The 19,546-nt window shown below is 64.1% G+C and carries 7 protein-coding genes; 3 read left to right on the top strand and 4 right to left on the bottom strand.

Going from position 1 to position 19,546, the window contains the following annotated elements:
- The first annotated feature begins 33 nt into the window (after nucleotides 1–33).
- Entirely contained in the window at nucleotides 34–1,047 is a 1,014-nt protein-coding gene (locus J3P76_RS16765) for a GNAT family N-acetyltransferase (protein ID WP_434610459.1), read from the top strand.
- 103 nt (nucleotides 1,048–1,150) lie between these two features.
- Here the strand turns inward: J3P76_RS16765 and J3P76_RS16760 are convergent, their stop codons facing one another.
- Nucleotides 1,151–1,699, bottom strand: coding sequence for an RNA polymerase factor sigma-70 (locus tag J3P76_RS16760; protein WP_039589001.1), 549 nt, complete (start codon nucleotides 1,697–1,699; stop codon nucleotides 1,151–1,153).
- 282 nt (nucleotides 1,700–1,981) lie between these two features.
- Here J3P76_RS16760 and J3P76_RS16755 point away from each other — a divergent pair, with 282 nt between their 5' ends.
- On the top strand, nucleotides 1,982–14,968 hold the full coding sequence (locus J3P76_RS16755) for a non-ribosomal peptide synthetase (RefSeq protein ID WP_434700999.1): 12,987 nt from the start codon (nucleotides 1,982–1,984) through the stop codon (nucleotides 14,966–14,968).
- Nucleotides 14,969–15,245: 277 nt separating this feature from the next.
- Complete coding sequence (locus tag J3P76_RS16750) at nucleotides 15,246–16,058, top strand: alpha/beta fold hydrolase (protein ID WP_434610463.1); 813 nt, start codon at nucleotides 15,246–15,248, stop codon at nucleotides 16,056–16,058.
- A 48-nt stretch (nucleotides 16,059–16,106) separates the two neighbouring features.
- Here the strand turns inward: J3P76_RS16750 and dsbG are convergent, their stop codons facing one another.
- Genes dsbG through dsbD form a run of 3 tightly spaced genes read right to left on the bottom strand, consistent with a single transcriptional unit; the run spans nucleotide 16,107 to nucleotide 19,446 of the window.
- Nucleotides 16,107–16,874 carry a thiol:disulfide interchange protein DsbG gene (dsbG, locus tag J3P76_RS16745; RefSeq protein ID WP_434610466.1) on the bottom strand — a complete coding sequence of 256 codons (768 nt, stop codon included), beginning with the start codon at nucleotides 16,872–16,874 and terminating at the stop codon, nucleotides 16,107–16,109.
- Nucleotides 16,850–17,719: a TlpA family protein disulfide reductase gene (locus tag J3P76_RS16740; protein ID WP_434610468.1), complete on the bottom strand. Its 870-nt coding sequence runs from the start codon at nucleotides 17,717–17,719 to the stop codon at nucleotides 16,850–16,852. The genes dsbG and J3P76_RS16740 overlap by 25 nt, the downstream gene beginning before the upstream one ends.
- Nucleotides 17,719–19,446 (bottom strand): protein-disulfide reductase DsbD, encoded by a 1,728-nt coding sequence (gene dsbD, locus J3P76_RS16735; RefSeq protein WP_434700998.1) that lies wholly within the window; start codon nucleotides 19,444–19,446, stop codon nucleotides 17,719–17,721. The genes J3P76_RS16740 and dsbD overlap by 1 nt, the downstream gene beginning before the upstream one ends.
- Between the last annotated feature and the right edge of the window lie 100 nt (nucleotides 19,447–19,546).

Below are 19,546 nucleotides of genomic sequence, written 5' to 3'. Positions count from 1 at the left end.
CACGTTGATTACCGACGAATACGTGAGCCTTCAATGCCTGACCTCAATCCTGCAGCGACGCTGCCCTTGCCCGGCGGTCGCTGCCTGGGCGCCGATGAAACCGAACGTCACCTGAGCCTGATGCTCGAAGGCGCGCCGCTGATCCGGCTGCGCCTGGAACGGGGCGCGCCCTTGCACGTGCATTTGCAGGAAACCAACGGGCGCCCGGTGGGGCCGGCGCTTTGGGCGGCCTGCTATTGGCTGTTTACCCGGGATCCGGGCTGCCAGTGCCTGGTCTGGCATCTTGACGAGCGTCCTGGTGAAGCGTTGCTCAGCGGCCTGCTGGTGGGCACCGCGCAACCCAACGAATACGCATGCGAACGTACGCTGTTCTGGCAACTGCCGCAGCCCTGGCTGGGGGAGTCGTTCAGTGGCAGTTATCCGCAACAGATGATCATCACCGATGGCAAGCGTCATCCTCGCCGGCCCATCAAGCCTCGGGGCGAGGTGTATCGGCGTTTCGACGCGCGGCTGGGCGCCTGGGTGTCCTTGCGAACCCTTGAAATCGAGCAGGACCTGACGCGTTTCAATCGTTGGCAGAACAGCCCTCGGGTCGCCAGCTTCTGGCAGGAGGAGGGTAGCCTGGAGCAGCACCGGGAGTACCTGGGCAACTTGCAGCACGACCCTCGGGTCTTGACGCTGATCGGCTGTTTCAGCGACGAGCCATTCGCCTATTTCGAGGCCTACTGGGCCAAGGAGGATCGAATCGCGCCGTTCTACCAGGCCAACGATTATGACCGTGGCATTCACATGTTGGTGGGCGAGGAACAACACCGTGGCCCGCATAAGGTCGCCAGCTGGCTGTCGGCATTGGTGCACTATCTGTTTCTGGACGATCCGCGCACCCAGCGCGTGGTGGCCGAGCCCCGGGCCGACAACGCCCGCATGATCGGGCATCTGCACAACCAGTGTTTCCACTGCGAAAAGGAATTCGACTTTCCGCACAAGCGAGCGGCGCTGATGATCCTGGGGCGCGAGCGGTTTTTTGACCGGTGTTCGTTGATGTAAATCTCACCGCAATTCTCAAGGCCCCATCGCGAGCAAGCTCGCTCCCACATGCACTGCGACGACGCTTGCGTGGGAGTGAGCTTGCTCGGTCAGCCCCGCGGAATCACCGCCGAGCGAAGGTATCTCCACGCACCCCGGACACCTTGCGGCAATGCACCAGGGCATCGCGGATCATGAAGTTCACCAACGTCGGCGAGACCCCCAGCTCCTTGGCGATGTCTTTCTGCGGCACGCCGTGCAGGCGATACATCTCGAAGGCATAGCGGGTGCGGCTCGGCAACTCGGTCAGGGCCTCGGCAATGTGCTCGAGCGTGGAGAAGTTGATGTGAGACGTTTCCGGCGAAGCACCCTGGATCACCACGTTCAGCCCTTCCTCTTCCGGCCCCGAGTATTTCTGTTCCAGCGCTTGCTTGCGGTAATGATCGATGGCCAGGTTGCGCACGATCTGGAACAGATAACTGAGCTGGGCCTTGAAGGACGAGGTGATCTGGGGCGCCGACTGCAACCGGAAAAACGCATCCTGGACCACATCTTCGGCCCGGGACCGGCAGCCCGTGATACGCGCTGCGATCTTGACCAGGATGGTTCGGTTATCGACGAATGCCTGGAGTAGCGGTGAGTCGCACCTGCTTGTGGATACTTGTTCCGTCATGGAATTCACCTTGCTGCAAATAGTTAGCAGGACGACCGGTCCGGCGGACATGTCCTACACATCGACGGCCAAATTAGGCGTAATGATAATTATTGTCAATTGAGAAGAAGAATTATTGATGAAAGGAAGTCCAGCCCGATAGCTGCGACCCGTTGCCGCGGCGCGTGATGGCTTGCAGTTCTGCCACCCGCGTGAGGACAAGGTCGCCGACTAATTATTTGCCGGTGTTATCCGTCCCCATGGGTGACCACTTGCAAGCCGAATTTCAGGCAGGAACCCCCCATGACCGACGCGTTCGAACTTCCCCGCACCCTGGCTCACGCACTCCAGCGCCGCGCCGCGTTGACCCCGGATCAGGTGGCCTTGCGCTTCCTGGCCGATACCCCGGAGCAGGGCGTGGTGTTGAGTTATCGCGACCTGGATCAACGCGCCCGGACCATCGCCGCCGCCTTGCAGGCCGAGGCCCGATTCGCTGATCGAGCGGTGCTGTTGTTCCCCAGCGGCCCGGATTATGTCGCGGCATTCTTCGGTTGCCTGTATGCCGGCGTGATCGCCGTACCGGCCTATCCGCCGGAATCCTCCCGTCGGCATCATCAGGAGCGCTTGCTGTCGATCATCGCCGATGCCGAGCCGCGGCTGTTGCTGACCACCGCTGACCTGCGCGACACCTTGCAAGCCATCGAATCGGCACCGCCGGTGCTGTGCGTCGATACGCTCGATCCGACCCGCGCCGAGCAATGGCAAGCGCCGCAGCTGCAACGCGATGACATTGCTTTCCTGCAATACACCTCCGGTTCCACCGCCTTGCCAAAGGGCGTGCAGGTCAGCCACGGCAACCTGGTCGCCAATGAACTGTTGATCCGCCGTGGCTTCGGCATCGATGTGAACCCCGACGATGTCATCGTCAGCTGGCTGCCGCTTTACCACGACATGGGCCTGATTGGCGGCTTGCTACAGCCGATCTTCAGCGGCGTGCCTTGCGTGCTGATGTCGCCGGCCTATTTCCTCGCCCGGCCGTTGCGTTGGCTCGAAGCGATCAGCGAGTACGGCGGCACCATCAGCGGCGGCCCGGACTTCGCCTATCGCTTGTGCAGCGAACGGGTCAGTGAGTCCGCCCTGAGCCGCCTCGACCTGAGTGGCTGGCGCGTGGCCTATTCCGGCTCCGAGCCGATCCGCCTCGACAGCCTGGAGCGCTTTGCCGGGAAATTTGCTGCGTGCGGCTTCACGGCCGACCGTTTCATGGCCTCCTACGGGCTCGCCGAGGCGACGTTGTTCGTGGCCGGCACGCCACGTGGCCGAGGCATCCCATCGATGCGCATGGACGATGCAGCCTTGACGCAAAACCGTGCCGAGCCGGGGCAGGGCTGCGCGGTGATGAGTTGTGGCGTGAGCCAGCCGGATCATGCGGTGCTGATCGTCGAACCCAACACCCTGCAACCGCTGGCCGACAGCCAGGTGGGCGAGGTCTGGGCCGCCGGCCCGAGCATCGCCCACGGTTACTGGCGCAACCCCGAGGCCAGCGCCAAGACCTTCGTCCAGCATGACGGCCGCACTTGGCTGCGCACCGGCGACCTGGGTTTTATGCGCGAAGGCGAGCTGTACATCACCGGCCGCCTGAAGGACATGCTGATCGTGCGCGGGCACAACCTCTACCCCCAGGACATCGAGCAAACCATCGAACGGGAAGTGGAAGTGGTGCGCAAAGGACGGGTTGCCGCCTTCGCCGTCGATGAGGCGGGCGAGGAAGGCATCGGCATCGCTGCTGAAATCAGCCGTAGCGTACAGAAGATCCTGCCCCCCGACGCCTTGATCAACGCGATTCGCCAGGCCGTGGCCGACGCCTGCCAGCAAGCGCCGAGCGTGGTGGTGCTGCTCAACCCGGGGGCGCTGCCCAAGACGTCCAGCGGCAAACTGCAACGTTCGGCGTGCCGCGCCCGGTTGGCGGACGCCAGCCTCGACAGCTATGCACGGTTCCCCTCGGCCAAGGCTGAAACCGGCGATGAAACCGCGCCATCATCCGAGCTGCAAGAATTGATCGGCCGCCTCTGGTGCGAGCAGCTACACGTTGAGCGGGTTCGTGGCGACGATCATTTTTTCCTGTTGGGCGGCAATTCCATCGCAGCCACCCAAGTCATTGCGCGGCTGCGTGAAGTGCTTGGTCTGGAACTCAACCTGCGCCTGCTCTTCGAAGCGCCAACCCTGGACGCGTTCGCGACGGCAGTGGCAAATCTGCAACAGGACGGCGGCCAGGCCCAAGGCGCCATCAAAGCGTTGGCGCGCGATGAAGCCCTGCCGCAGTCCCTGGCCCAGAACCGTTTGTGGCTGACCTGGCAGCTGGACCCTGCCAGCCGCGCCTACAACATCCCCGGCGCTCTGCGCCTGCGCGGTGAGTTGGACGAACAAGCGCTGCGCGCCAGCCTCCAACAATTGACCGAGCGCCATGAATCCTTGCGCACACGGTTCCTGGAGCGCGACGGCGTGGCCCTGCAGCGGATCGATCCGGCCGGCGAGTTCAATCTCCAGGTGATCGACCTCAGCGACGTGGCCACCGATCAACGCGAAGCCCAGGCCCAGCGTATCCGCGAAGACGAAGCAGCCACTCAATTCGACTTGGAAAAAGGCCCGCTGCTGCGGGTCGCCTTGCTGCGCCTGGCGGAAGACGATCACCTGCTGTTGGTGACGATGCACCACATCATTGCCGATGGCTGGTCGATGAATGTCTTGATCGAAGAATTCTCGCGACTGTACGCCGCAGCGTCCCAAGGACAAATCGCCGCGCTGGCGCCGTTGCCGCTGCAATACGCCGACTACGGCAGTTGGCAACGGCAATGGCTTGCCCAGGGCGAAGCCGATCGCCAACTGGCGTATTGGAAACAGCAGTTGGGCGACGAGCACCCGACCCTGGCGCTGGGCACCGACCACCCGCGCAGTGCCCAACTGCGTCGCAGCGCCTCGCGCCATAGCCTGCGCGTGGACAAGTCACTCAGTGATGCTCTGCGCCAGATCGCCCAGGCCCATGACGCGACGGTGTTCATGCTGTTGCTGGCGGCGTTCCAGGCCTTGTTGCAGCGCTACACCGGTCAGTCCGACATTCGCGTCGGCGTACCCAACGCCAACCGCCCGCGCCTGGAAACCCAAGGCTTGATCGGTTTTTTCATCAACACTCAGGTGCTGCGTGCGCAAACCGATTCGCGTCAACCCTTCGCCGCGCTGCTGGCCCAGGCCCGGGAGGCGACGCTCGCCGCCCAGGCCCATCAGGACCTGCCCTTCGAACAGCTGTTGGAAGCCTTTCCCCAGGCTCGCGATCAAGGTCTGTTCCAGGTGATGTTCAACCACCAGCAGCGGGACCTCGGCGCGTTGCGGCGTCTGCCGGGACTGTTGGCGGATGAGTTGCCATGGCACAGCCGCGAGGCCAAGTTCGACCTGCAGTTGCACAGCGAAGAAGACCGCAACGGTCGGCTGACACTGTCGTTCGACTACGCAGACGAGTTGTTCGAGGCGGCAACCATCGCGCGCCTGGCCGAGCACTTTTGCAGTTTGCTGCGGGCGGTCTGCGCTGATCCGCAGCAGGCCCTGGGCGATTTGCCGTTGTTGAGCGCCGATGAACTCGCCCAGCAGCAGCGTTGGGCGGCGGCACCCTGCGCGCCCGCCACGCAATGGCTCCCGGAACTGCTTAATGACCAGGCCCGGCTCACACCGCAACGCAGGGCATTGCAGTGGGATGGCGGCTCGCTGGACTACGCTGAATTGCACGCCCAGGCCAATCGGCTGGCCCATTATCTTCGGGACAAAGGCGTGGGCCCGGACGTGTGCGTGGCGATTGCCGCCGAGCGCTCGCCGCAATTGCTTGTTGGCGTGCTGGCGATCATCAAGGCAGGTGGCGCCTACGTGCCGCTGGATGTCGATTACCCGAGCGAACGCCTGGCCTACATGCTCCACGACAGCGGCGTCGATCTGCTGCTGACCCAAACCGCGCTGCTCGAACGCTTGCCGGCCTGCGAGGGCGTCAGCGTCATCGCCATGGATGCGCTGCACCTGGAGCAATGGCCGAGCAACCCGCCGCGGTTGCACCTGCACGGCGATCATCTGGCCTACGTGATCTACACCTCCGGCTCGACCGGCCAACCCAAGGGTGTCGGCAATACCCACGCGGCCCTGGCTGAACGCTTGCAGTGGATGCAGGCCGCCTATGAGCTGGATGAAACCGACGTGTTGATGCAAAAGGCGCCGATCAGTTTCGACGTGTCGGTGTGGGAGTGCTTCTGGCCGCTGATCGCTGGCAGCCGATTGGTCCTGGCCGGCCCGGGGGAACACCGCGACCCGCACCGCATCGCTCAATTGGTCGAGCAGTTTGGCGTAACCACGCTGCACTTCGTCCCGCCGTTGCTCAGCCTGTTTATCGACGAGCCGTTGAGTGCCCGTTGCACCGGCCTGCGGCGGATTTTCTCCGGGGGCGAAGCCTTGCCAGCCGAATTGCGTAACCGGGTGCTGGCGCAGTTGCCGGCGGCGCAATTGCACAACCGTTATGGCCCGACCGAAACCGCGATCAACGTCACTCATTGGCACTGCACCGCAGAAGATGGCGAGCGCTCGCCCATCGGCCGTCCCTTGACTAACGTGCTGTGCCGCATCCTCGACAGTGAACTCAATCCCGTGCCCGCCGGCGTGCCGGGTGAGCTGTGCATCGGTGGCCTGGGCCTGGCCCGGGGTTACCTCGGGCGCCCCGGGTTGACCGCGGAGCGCTTCGTCGCCGACCCCCAAGGGCTGGCGGGCGCGCGGCTCTACCGGACCGGGGACCGGGCGCGCTGGGGTGCCGACGGCGTCATCGAATACCTCGGCCGCCTCGATCAGCAGGTGAAGCTGCGCGGTTTCCGCGTCGAACCTCAGGAAATCGAGGCGCGGTTGCTGGCCCAGGACGGCGTCGCCCAGGCGGCGGTGCTGGTGCGCGATACGGCGGCCGGTCCGCAGTTGATCGGCTATTACACCGCAGCAGTCCTTGATGAAGACGATATCGTCCAGGCCGCGCGCTTGAAAAACGCCCTTGCCAGTGAGCTGCCTGACTACATGGTGCCCGCCCAACTGCTGCGCCTGGACGCCATGCCCCTGAGCCCGAGCGGCAAGCTCGACCGTCGTGCCTTGCCCGAGCCGCAATGGCAGGTGCGCGAACACGTCGAACCGGCCAGCGCTCTCGAACAGCAGATCGCCGCGATCTGGCGCGACGTGCTGGGCCTTGCCCGCGTCGGCTTGAGGGACGATTTTTTCGCCCTGGGCGGCCATTCGTTGCTGGCGACCCAGATCATTTCCCGTACGCGCCAGGCCTGCGATGTCGAGCTGCCGTTGCGTGCGTTGTTCGAAGCCAGTGAGCTGGGAGCGTTCGCCGAGCAAGTGCGGTTGATCCAGGCCAGCGGCCGGACCAACCGTCAGCCGCCGATCGAGAAAGTCGACCGCAGCCAACCGGTGCCGTTGTCCTATTCCCAGCAACGCATGTGGTTCCTCTGGCAGATGGAACCGCATAGCCCGGCCTACAACGTCGGTGGCATGGCGCGGCTGCGCGGGGTGCTGGATGTCGGGCGCTTCGAAGCGGCGTTGCAGGCGTTGATCCTGCGCCATGAAACCTTGCGCACCACGTTCCCGAGCGTCGACGGCGTGCCTCGCCAGCACGTACACGACGAGACGGGCCTGCGCATGGACTGGAAGGACTTCTCCATGCTCGACGCCGACATTCGCCAGCAACGGGTGCAGCAACTGGCCGACAGCGAAGCTCACGAGCCCTTTGACCTGGAAACCGGGCCGCTGCTGCGGGCATGCCTGGTCAAGACCGCCGAGCACGAACATTACCTGGTGCTGACGCTGCATCACATCGTCACCGAGGGCTGGGCGATGGACATCTTCGCCCGGGAGCTAAGCGCGCTGTACGAAGCCTTTATCGATGATCGCGAGTCGCCGCTGGAACCGTTGCCGGTGCAGTACCTGGACTACAGCGCCTGGCAGCGCCAGTGGTTGGAATCCGGCGAGCGCCAACGCCAACTCGATTACTGGACCGCGCAGCTGGGCCGCGAACATCCCTTGCTGGAATTGCCGGGGGACCGCCCGCGTCCGCCGGTACAAAGCCATCGCGGCGAACTGTTCCGTTTCGACCTCAGCGATGACTTGGCCGCACGGGTTCGTGCCTTCAACGCCGAGCATGGCTTGACCCTTTTCATGACGGTGACCGCTGCCCTGGCCGTGCTGCTTTATCGCTACAGCGGCCAGACCGACCTGCGCATCGGCGCGCCGGTGGCCAACCGCATCCGTCCGGAAAGTGAAGGGTTGATCGGCGCGTTCCTCAACACCCAAGTGCTGCGTTGCCAACTCGACGGGCAGATGTCCGTTGGCGAGCTATTGGAGCAGGTGCGCCACACCGTGATCGAGGGCCAGTCCCACCAGGACCTGCCGTTCGATCATCTGGTGGAAGCGTTGCAGCCACCGCGCAGCGCGGCGTACAACCCGCTGTTCCAGGTGATGTGCAACGTGCAGCGGTGGGAATTCCAACAAAGCCGCACGCTGGCCGGCATGAGCGTCGACTATCTGGTCAACGATGCGCGGGCCACCAAGTTCGACCTCAACCTGGAAGTCACCGATCTGGACCGGCGCCTGGGTTGCTGCCTGACCTACAGCACCGATTTGTTCGACGAGCCACGCATTGCCCGCATGGCCGGGCACTGGCGCAACCTGTTGGAAGCGCTGCTGGTGGATCCGGCCCGGCGGCTGAGCGAGCTGTCGTTGCTGGAGGCCGGCGAACAGCGGCAGTTGCTCGAGAGTCTGGGCGAAGAACCGGGCGAGCATCGCCTGGATCGATGCATCCATTCATTGTTCGAAGAACAGGCCAGGGTGCGCCCGGACGCGCCGGCGCTGACGTTCGCCGAGCAGACCCTGACCTATGGCGAACTCGAACGCCGGGCCAATCGCCTGGCCTGGATGTTGCGCGAACGTGGTGTCGGGCCTCAGGTTCGCGTGGGCCTGGCCCTGGAGCGCTCGCTGGAAATGGTCGTCGGCTTGCTGGCGATCCTCAAGGCGGGTGGCGCCTACGTGCCGCTGGATCCGGAATACCCGCTGGACCGCTTGCTCTACATGATCGAGGACAGCGGCGTCGGTCTGTTGCTCAGCGATCGGGCCATGTTCCAGGCCCTAGGCCCACTGCCGGAAGGCGTGCAGCGCTGGTGCCTGGAAGACGACAGCGCGGCCGTGGCGGATTACCCCGACCAGTCACCAGGGCTGATCAATCTGCCGCAACACCAGGCTTACTTGATCTACACCTCCGGCTCCACCGGCAAACCCAAGGGTGTGGTGGTGTCCCACGGCGAAATCGCCATGCATTGCCAGGCGGTGATCCAGCGCTTCGGCATGCGCCCCGAAGACTGCGAGCTGCATTTCTATTCGATCAATTTCGACGCCGCCACCGAGCGCTTGCTGGTGCCCTTGCTCAGCGGGGCCCACGTGGTGCTGCGCGCTCAGGGCCAGTGGGATGCCGAGGAAATCTGCGGCCTGATTCGCCAACACCGCATCAATATCCTCGGTTTCACCCCCAGCTATGGCAGCCAATTGTCGCAATGGCTGGCGACCCAGGGCCAGACGCTGCCGGTGCGCATGTGCATCACCGGTGGTGAGGCCCTGACCGGCGAGCATTTGCAGCGTATCCGCGCCGCATTCAGCCCGGATCTATTCTTCAACGCCTACGGGCCGACCGAAACCGTGGTCATGCCGCTGGCGAGCCTCGCCCCGGAGCGACTGGAGGAGGGCGCCGGCAGCGTGCCGATCGGCAGCGTGATCGGTGCTCGGGTCGCCTACATTCTCGACGCCGACCTGGCATTGGTGCCGCAGGGCGCGACCGGTGAGTTGTACGTTGGCGGCGCCGGGCTGGCCCAGGGTTATCACCAGCGCCCGGGCATGACCGCCGAGCGTTTCGTCGCCGACCCGTTTGCCGCCAATGGCGGACGGTTGTATCGCACTGGCGATTTGGTGCGCCAGCGCGCCGACGGCCAGGTGGAGTACCTTGGACGCATCGACCATCAGGTGAAGATTCGCGGTTTCCGCATCGAGCTGGGGGAAATCGAAAACCGTTTGTTGGAGCACGATGCCGTGCGCGAGGCCGTGGTACTGGCCCTGGACATGCCCGGCGGCAAGCAACTGGCCGGTTATCTGGCCACCGACATCGCCGCTCAGGACGCCGCCGGGCAAGCGTCGCTGCGCGAAGCGTTGAAGAACCACCTCAGGGCGCAGCTACCGGACTACATGGTGCCCGCGCACTTGATCCTGCTGGCGAGCATGCCGCTGACCGCCAACGGCAAGCTCGACCGCCGCGCCTTGCCGATGCCGGATCCGGAGCTCAATCGCCAACAATACGTGGCGCCGAGCAATGCCTTGGAGCAAGCGCTGGCGGCAATCTGGTGCGACGTGCTGAACCTGAAGCAGGTCGGCCTCAACGACAACTTCTTCGAGCTGGGCGGCGATTCGATCCTGTCGATCCAGGTCGTCAGCCGGGCCCGGCAACAGGGCCTCCACTTCACGCCACGCGACCTGTTCCAGCACCAGACCGTGCAGGCCCTGGCGGCGGTCGCAACTCGCAGCGAACAGGTGAGCGCCGAGCAAGGGTTGTTGAGCGGTGAGTCGGGGTTGACGCCGATCCAGCACTGGTTCTTGGCCAACGAAATACCCAACCGTGAACATTGGAACCAGGCGTTGTTGCTGGAGCCGACCACGCCCTTGGAAGCGGATGGTCTGGAGCAAGCGTTGCGCGCCGTTTTCGAGCAGCACGACGCCTTGCGCCTGGGCTTTGGCAACAGCGCCGGTCAGTGGCGCGCCGAGCATCAGCCAGTGTTCGAGGGAGCGCTGCTGGAAACGGTATCGGTGGGCTCGCCGCACGCCTGCGAAACCGTGTTTGCCCAGGCTCAGCGTGGCTTCGAACTGGCGACTGGGCCGCTGCTGCGGGCCGTGCTGGCGCAGCTACCGGACGGTCGGCAGCGCCTGCTGATCGCGATTCACCACCTGGTGGTGGACGGTGTGTCATGGCGGGTGCTGATGGACGATCTGCAAACGGCTTACCGCCAATGCGTCGCCGGACAAACGCTGCAAATGCCAGCCAAGACCAGCCCCTTGCGTGATTGGGCCGCGCGTTTGCGGGCCTACGCCGGTAGCGAATCCCTGCGCGAGGAAATGAGCTGGTGGCAAGGTCAGTTAAGTGGTCCGCAGGTGACACTGCCTTGCGCGCGTCCCGACGGCGGGCGGCAGGAACGGCATGCCGACATCGTCAGCCTGCGCCTGGACGCCGAGCGCACCCGGCAATTGCTGCAACAGGCGCCCAGTGCCTACCGCACCCAGGTCAATGACCTGTTGCTCACGGCGCTGGCCCGGGTGCTGTGCCGTTGGAGCAATCACGATTCGGCGTTGGTCCAGCTCGAAGGTCATGGTCGCGAGGCGCTGTTCGATGACATCGATCTGACCCGCACCGTGGGATGGTTTACCAGTGTCTATCCGCTGCGCCTGAGCCCATCGGCCGATGATATCGGCACCTCGATCAAAGCCATCAAGGAGCAACTGCGCGCCGTGCCCCATAAGGGCCTCGGCTATGGCGTGCTGCGTTACCTGACAGACAGCGGCACCCGCGAGGCGATGGCCGGCCTGCCGCAAGCGATGGTCACTTTCAACTACCTCGGCCAGCTCGACCATGCCCTCGGCCAGGACGCGCTGTTCCGACCGCTGGACGAGCCGCTTGGCGCGATTCACGACCCCGACGCTCCGCTGCCCAACGAGCTGAGCCTCGACTGCCAGGTCAGCGGCGGCGAACTGGCGCTGCGCTGGACCTTCAGTGCCGAGCGCCATGACCGCCAGAGCATCGCCGTGCTGGCCAACGCTTACCTCGACGAACTGCAGCACTTGATCGAACACTGCCTGACGGACGAGGCGGGCGGCCTGACGCCGTCGGACTTCCCGCTGGCGAAACTGACCCAGGCGCAACTGGACAACCTGCCGGTGCCGGCCGCGGAGATCGAAGACGTCTACCCACTGACGCCGATGCAGGAAGGCATGCTGCTGCACACCTTGCTGGAACCGGGCACGGGCCTGTACTACATGCAGGACCGCTACCGCATCAACAGTGAACTCGACCCTCAGCGTTTCGCCCAAGCCTGGCAGGCGGTGATCGCCCGTCACGAAGCCTTGCGCGCCTCGTTCTGCTGGAATGTCGGTGAAGACATGCTGCAGGTCATCCACAAACCCGGCCGCACGCCGGTGCAATACCTCGACTGGACGCAAGTACCCGACGACGCCCAGGAGCCCAAACTCCAGGCGCTGCTCAAGAGCGAACGGGAGGCCGGTTTCGATCTGTTGAACGAGGCGCCGTTCCACTTGCGCTTGATCCGGGTTGGCGCGGCGCGTTACTGGTTCATGATGAGCAACCACCACATCCTCATCGATGCGTGGTGCCGTTCGCTGCTGATGGACGATTTCTTCGAAATCTACACGGCCCTTGGCGAACAGCGCGAGCCCCACCTGGCCGTGCCGCCGCGCTATCGCGACTACATCGGTTGGCTGCAACACCAGAGCCTGGCCGAAGCCCGGCAGTGGTGGCAGAAGAACCTGCAAGGCTTCGAGCGGACCACGCCGATCCCCGCGGATCGACCGTTCCTGCGCGAGCACGCCGGTGACAGCGGCGGCATGGTCGTCGGCGATTGCTACACCCGGCTCGACGTTCGAGACGGTGCGCGTTTGCGCGAGCTGGCCCAGGCCCATCAGCTGACCGTCAATACCTTCGCCCAGGCCGCGTGGGCCTTGGTGCTGCGTAGGGTCAGCGGCGATCGCGACGTGCTGTTCGGCGTCACCGTGGCCGGCCGTCCGGTGGAGCTGCCGCACATGCAGCGCACGGTGGGGCTGTTCATCAACAGCGTCGCCTTGCGAGTGCAGATTCCGTCGGATGACCAGCGTTGCAGCGTGCGCCAATGGCTCAACGGTTTGCTGGACAGCAACATGCAACTGCGCGAGTACGAATACCTGCCGCTGGTGAGCATCCAGGAGGTCAGCGAACTGCCCAAGGGCCAGCCGTTGTTCGACAGCCTGTTCGTGTTCGAGAACGCGCCGGTGGAAGTCTCGGTGCTGGACCGCGCCCAGAGCCTCAACGCCACCTCGGATTCAGGGCGCACCCACACCAACTTCCCGCTGACGGCGGTGTGTTACCCGGGCGACGATCTCGGACTGCACCTGTCCTACGACCAGCGTTACTTCAATGAGTCGACGGTCCAGGGGCTGCTGGGTGAGTTCAAGCGATTGCTGCTGGCGCTGATCGAAGGTTTCCACGGTGACATGGCCGAGCTGGCGCTGATCGGGTCTGAAGAAAAGACTTTCCTCATCGAGGGCTGCAACCAGAGCGAACGTGCCTATCCGCTGGAGCAGAGTTACGTGGAGCTGTTCGAGGCCCGGGTGGCGGCTCATCCGCAACGCATTGCCGCCAGTTGCCAGGACGACAGCTGGACTTACGCCGCGTTGAACGAACGCAGCAACCGCCTCGGTCATGGGCTGATCGAGGCGGGCGTCGGTCTCGACCAGCCGGTGGCGCTGCTGGCCGAGCGCGGCCTGGACTTGCTGGGCATGATCATCGGCAGCTTCAAGGCCGGCGGCGGTTATCTGCCGCTGGACCCAGGCCTGCCGAGCCAACGCCTGAGCCGCATCATCGAGCTGAGCCGCACGCCGTTGCTGGTGTGCACGAGAGCTTGTCGCGAACAGGCGTTGGCCTTGCTGGAAGAGTTCGCCTGTGCCGGGAGGCCGAAGCTGCTGGTCTGGGAAGACGTCCAGGGCAGTGATACGGCGGTGGACAATCCTGGCGTTTACAGCGGGCCGGACAACCTCGCCTATGTGATCTACACCTCTGGCTCCACCGGCTTGCCCAAAGGCGTGATGGTGCAGCAGCGCGGCATGCTCAACAACCAGCTCAGCAAAGTGCCGTACCTGGCGCTGGATGAAACGGACGTGATCGCCCAGACCGCGTCCCAGAGCTTCGACATTTCGGTGTGGCAGTTCCTGGCCGCCCCGTTGTTCGGCGCCCGGGTGGACATCGTGCCCAATGCCATCGCTCACGATCCCCAAGGACTGTTGGACCATGTGGGTCGTCAGGGCATTACCGTGCTGGAAAGCGTGCCTTCGTTGATCCAGGGCATGCTCGCCCAGGAGCACACCGGTCTGGATGGCTTGCGCTGGATGCTGCCCACCGGCGAAGCGATGCCACCGGAACTGGCCCATCAATGGCTGGTACGTTACCCCGACATCGCCCTAGTGAATGCCTACGGACCGGCGGAATGTTCCGATGATGTGGCGTTCTTCCGGGTCGACATGGCCTCGACCCGTGGCACCTACCTGCCCATCGGCACGCCGACCGACAACAACCGTTTGTACGTGCTCGACGGCGCGCTGGAACTGGTGCCGTTGGGCGCGGTGGGCGAGTTGTGCGTCGCCGGCACCGGAGTGGGGCGTGGTTATGTCGGCGATCCGTTGCGTACGGCGCCGGTCTTCGTGCCCAACCCGTTCGGCGCGCCGGGCGAGCGGCTGTACCGCACTGGCGACCTGGCGCGCCGCCGCAGCGATGGCGTGCTGGAATACGTCGGGCGCATCGATCATCAAGTGAAGATCCGCGGTTACCGCATCGAACTGGGGGAAATCGAAGCACGGCTGCATGAGCAGCCCGAAGTCCGCGACGCGGCGGTCGGGGTGCAGGAGGGCGTCAATGGCAAGCATCTGGTGGGCTATCTGGTTGCTGCCGACTCGACGCTCAGCCCGAGCGAACGCCTGGATCGGATCAAACAGCGCCTGCGCAGCGAGCTGCCCGAATACATGGTGCCGCTGCACTGGCTGTGGCTCGACCGCTTGCCCCTCAATGCCAACGGCAAGCTCGATCGCAAGGGGCTGCCGGCGTTGGAAATCGGCCAGTTGCACGGCCACGACTACCAGGCGCCCGCCAATGCGCTGGAGCAGACCCTGGCGGATATCTGGGCCGAAGTGTTGAAGGTCGAGCGGGTGGGGGCGCGGGACAATTTCCTTGAGCTGGGCGGGCACTCCTTGCTGGCGACACAAATTGCCTCCCGCGTGCAGAAGGCCTTGCAACGCAACGTGCCGCTCAGGGCGATGTTCGAGTGCAGCACCGTGGAGCAATTGGCTGAATACATTGCGGGGTTGCAAGCCAGCGAAATGACCGAGGAGAAAGTGGACCGGTTGAATGATCTGATGGCGGAGTTGGAGGGATTGTAGTGCTGTGATGCCTGTCGCGGCCTCATCGCGACAGGCTCGCTCCCACAATGGATCGGAGTCCAGAGATCAAAATGTGGGAGCGAGCCTGCTCGCGATGGGGGGCGAGACTTTTGTCGCGGTTTTGTGATCGAACCGTCGAGCTATCGTCAGTGGCTGCGTTTATCTACTGTCAGACCTTACAGGTCGTTACGAAGCGGTTTAGCCCAGCGGTTGACGCTCAGTGCGGGTCACGGCAGTCTCCCCTGGGCCATTCCATTGCCAAACAAGGAGGTCACCGATGCCCTTTGCAACGATTGACGGACAACCGCTCCATTACCTGGACCAGGGCCAAGGCCCGGTAGTGGTGCTGGGTAGCAGCTATTTGTGGGACCAGAGCATGTGGGCGCCACAGGTCGATGCCCTGTCGAAACACTATCGGGTCATCGTCCCGGAGCTATGGGGCCACGGGCAATCCGGACGACTTCCCGAGGGCATGACCTCACTGGACGACCTGTCCCGCCAGACACTGGCGTTGATGGATCACCTGGATATCGACTGCTTCAACCTGGTCGGCCTGTCGGTGGGCGGAATGTGGGGAGCGCGGTTGGCGCTGGCAGCGCCTAAGCGAGTGAGTTCGCTGGTGTTGATGGACACCTACGTCGGGGTAGAGCCGGAACCGACCCGCCAGTATTATTTTTCACTGTTCGACAAGATCGAGGCCAGTGGCAGCGTGCCCGAGCCGCTGCTGGATATCATCGTGCCGATTTTCTTCCGGCCGGGCATCGATCCGCGGTCGGCGCTCTACCAGCAGTTCCGTGCCACCTTGGCCGCGCTGCCAACGGATCGCCTGAGGGACAGTATCGTGCCGTTGGGGCGGATCATTTTTGGTCGGGACGACATCCTGTCGCGCCTGCCTGAACTGGATGCCAGGCGCACGCTGGTGATGTGTGGCGACCAGGACAAGCCGCGGCCACCGTCCGAGGCCCGGGAAATGGCCGAGCTGATCGGCTGCGAACACATGCTGATTGCGCAGGCGGGGCATATATCCAACCTGGAGAATCCGGAATGTGTGACTGAAGCGTTGTTGGGATTTCTGAAACGGATGCACTGACTTTGTGGCGAGGGGATAAATCCCCTCGCCACAGTTCAGTGTTCCGGATCACTTAGGCCCGAGAATCTCCACCAGTTTGTCCGACGACGGCGCGCCTTTCTGCTGTTGCAGTTCGCCCTGGTCATCGAGGTAGAAAATAGCTGGCGTGGAGGACAGCTCCAACTCGTCCATCAATTGCTGATTGGCGTCCAGTTTCGCCTGGATGGCCGGTGGTATTTCCTTGAGCGGCTTGAGGGAGCTGCCCTTGCCGGCTTTCTCATGGTCGGCCAGCGCCTTTTCTGGCGCCTTGGCCGCGAGCAGGGCGGCCGATTTGCCGGGGCTGTCTTCGCGGATGATGCCCACCATGATGTGGCGCAACTGCACCTTGCCGGCCTTGACCCACGGCCGGGCCTGTTCCCAGAACATGTTGCAATACGGGCAATTGGGGTCACTGAACAGGTACACGGTGCGCGGTGCGTCCTTGCTGCCGTCGGCGATCCAGTTGCTGGCCTCCATTTTCGCCCAGATTTCCTTGGCCATCGGGGCATAGACCAGTTTTTGCAGCGGTTCGGCGCTCAAGTCCTTGCCGTCGGCGTCGTACAGGTTGCCCAGCAGGACGTGTTTGCCGTCCGGCGTCAGGTACAGCGCCATCCCACGGTTCTGGTATTGCGCCGCGTAGCCGCGCAGGCCGTCCGGTGCTTGGAAGGTGCCGACGATTTTCGCGCCCTTGGCTTCGATCTTCTTGATGGCCGCTGGCAATTCTTCGGCGTGAAGCAGCGGTGCCTGCAGCAACGCGCCGGCGAAAGCCAGGGTCAGCAGGTGGTGGAGGCGGGGCATGGCAGTTTCCTTGTAGAAGGTGGGATCGCCGAGGTTGGACCCGGCGTTTCGAAATTTTCCAGGGCGCGGGCCAGGCTGGCTTCCGACAGTTCACCCAGGTGACTGCCGAGCAGGCGGCCATCGGCGCCGTAGAACAGGGTCGTCGGCAAGGCCATTGACCCGACGGCCTGGGCGAGACGGCCACTGCCGTCGAACAGCACGTTGTGCAGGCTCAGGCCCTGGGTGGCGAGGTAAGTGCTGACGCTATGCATGCTTTCGGCCTGATTGACGAACAGGAAAGTCAAGTCCGGGCGTTCCAGTTGAGCGGCTTCCAGCACCGGCATTTCGCGACGGCAGGGCGGGCACCAGGTGGCCCACAGATTGACCACCAGAGGCCCGCCCTGATAGTCGGTAAGTTTCACCGTTTGGCCGTCGGCGTTGCGCAGCTCGATCTCCGGCAACCGCGTGCCTTGGTCATAGATGGTCAATGACATTGTCGCCACCAGCCAGAACAGCAGGCCGCTGCCCACACCAAAGCCCAATGGCCGGCGCAGGGTCGGTCGGCGCCGCGCCCACAGCAGCGCCGCGGCCAACAGCACCAATATCCCCGGCCATGCAAGGAAACCGCCATCGCGCAGATCGACGATCTGCCAGAGGTCGTCCCGATAATGGTTCCAGTACGCCACGACAAAACCTGTTCGCGCGGCGAGCAGCCCGAGCAAAAACAGCACGAACAGCACCGACTCGGGGTTCTCGCCCCCGCGCTTGGCCACTCGCCAGCCGACGAACGTCGCCAATGCCAGCGCGCTGATCAACAGGAGGTGATGGATAGCGATGGCAAAGGTGCCCAGGGTAAAGGTCAGCATCAGCCTGCATCCCGGGTCAGGTTCCAACGCTCCAGGAAGCCTTTGGCATCGATCTCGCCCGTGATGCGCTGGCCACGGCGTTCTTCTGCGTCGGGCCCGATCCACAGCAGGCTGGGCGGGCCCGGCACCTGGTAGCGCTGGAGCAGCGCTCGGCTGGCGGCGTTGTCGGCAGTGACGTCCAGGCGCAGCAGGCGCACGTCGCTAAGCGCGGCCATGACTTCGGCGCGGCCAAACACCTGTTTCTCGATGATTTTGCACGACACGCACCAATCGGCGTAGTAGTCCAGCAGGACCCATTGGCCCTGGGCCTTGGCGCTGTCCAATTCCCGTTGCAGGGCGGCGGGCTCGCTGACGGTGATGAAGGCGTCGTGGGCCTGGGCAGTCGCATTGCCCTGGGCACCGCTGTAGACCTCCAGCGGCTTGAACAGATCGTCGCTGCCTCCCGCCGCCCCGACCACCAGCAGGCTTCCCCACAACCCGAACAGCAGCGATACGCTGCCCCACAGATAGGGCGCGCGACCGAACCCCTGGGTCTGGCGCCAGGCGCAGTAAGCGGCAATCAGCAGCAGAGCGCCCCAAAGGCCGATCCACAGCGAGCCGTCGATGACTGGGCGGATCATCAGCAACGCGGTACCCAGGAACAGGAAGCCGAATACGCCCTTGAGCAGGTTCATCCAGGCGCCTGGCTTGGGCAGGAAACGATTGCCGACGGTCACCAGCAACAACAGCGGCAGGCCCATGCCGACACCCATGGTGAACAGGATCAGGCCGCCATGCAGCGCGTTGCCGCTCTGGGCGATGTACAACAGCGCGCCGGCCAGCGGCGCAGTCATGCACGGCCCTACCAACAGACCGGACAGGGCTCCCAGAACGCCGGCACCCACCAGGCTGCCACCGCGGCGCTGGCGGCCGGCGTTTTCCAAGCGATCACGCAGGGCGGCTGGGAGTTGCAGTTCGAAAAAGCCAAACATCGGCAGTGCCAATACAACGAAGATGGCCGCGAAGGTGCCCAGCAACCACGGCTGTTGCAGCAATGCCTGCAGATTGGCTCCCAACAGCGCAGCAAGCACGCCCATGGCGGCGTACACCATCGCCATGCTGATCACGTAGCTGCCGGCCAACGCCAGGCCGCGCCGGGGGCCGGCGCCGCTACCCACCACCAATCCCGCCAGGATTGGCAGCATCGGCAGCGAACAAGGGGTAAACGCCAGCAACAGCCCAAGGCCGAAGAACACCAGCAGGCTCCAGCCCAGCGTGCGCTGCTGCAAGCCGTTGGCCAGCGCCTGGTCTTGCGCCTCGCCAGTGCTTGCCACCGGTGCGGCGCCGCCCAGGTCTACGATTTGGGTCTGGGGCGGATAGCACAGGCCCGCATCGGCGCAGCCCTGGAAACCGACCTTGACCTTGCCGGTAGCCCCGGCGGGAATCTTCAGCTCCAATGCCTGGCGGTAGACTTGCTGGTCGCCGAAGAACTCGTCGCTGTGGGCTTCGCCCTCGGGCAGCTTCGGTTTCTGCGCTTCGGCCAGGCCATCGAACTTGAGCCGCTGCTGATACAGGTAATACCCGTCGGCGATCTGCCAGAACAACTGGGTTTCACCGGAGTCCAGGCGTTCGGAAGTAAAGACGAATGCCTTTTCCACCGGCAGGAAGTCGGGCTTGGTTTCGAAGGGATTGGCGGCCTGGGCCAGGCCCGAGATCAGAAACAGCCACAGCAAAAACAATCGACGCATGGGGTAGAGCCTTAGAACCAGGAGAGTGAGGCGCACAGTGGCGGCTGGCGATTAACCTTAAGTTAACGCCAGCCTACAAACGTGCCGGCACCCGTCGGGC

The organism is Pseudomonas sp. D1-36 (assembly GCF_051132205.1).
In the GTDB taxonomy this organism is placed as follows: Bacteria; Pseudomonadota; Gammaproteobacteria; order Pseudomonadales; family Pseudomonadaceae; genus Aquipseudomonas.
Note: the sequence above shows the minus strand (reverse complement) of the source record. Positions and strands in the feature narration are given on the sequence as shown.

Excerpts from the sequence above, each read along its gene's own strand:
- J3P76_RS16765 (WP_434610459.1), top strand. The coding sequence starts at position 34 with ATGCCTGACCTCAATCCTGCAGCGACGCTGCCCTTGCCCGGCGGTCGC.
- J3P76_RS16760 (WP_039589001.1), bottom strand. The coding sequence starts at position 1,699 with ATGACGGAACAAGTATCCACAAGCAGGTGCGACTCACCGCTACTCCAG.
- J3P76_RS16755 (WP_434700999.1), top strand. The coding sequence starts at position 1,982 with ATGACCGACGCGTTCGAACTTCCCCGCACCCTGGCTCACGCACTCCAG.
- J3P76_RS16750 (WP_434610463.1), top strand. The coding sequence starts at position 15,246 with ATGCCCTTTGCAACGATTGACGGACAACCGCTCCATTACCTGGACCAG.
- dsbG (WP_434610466.1), bottom strand. The coding sequence starts at position 16,874 with ATGCCCCGCCTCCACCACCTGCTGACCCTGGCTTTCGCCGGCGCGTTG.
- J3P76_RS16740 (WP_434610468.1), bottom strand. The coding sequence starts at position 17,719 with ATGCTGACCTTTACCCTGGGCACCTTTGCCATCGCTATCCATCACCTC.
- dsbD (WP_434700998.1), bottom strand. The coding sequence starts at position 19,446 with ATGCGTCGATTGTTTTTGCTGTGGCTGTTTCTGATCTCGGGCCTGGCC.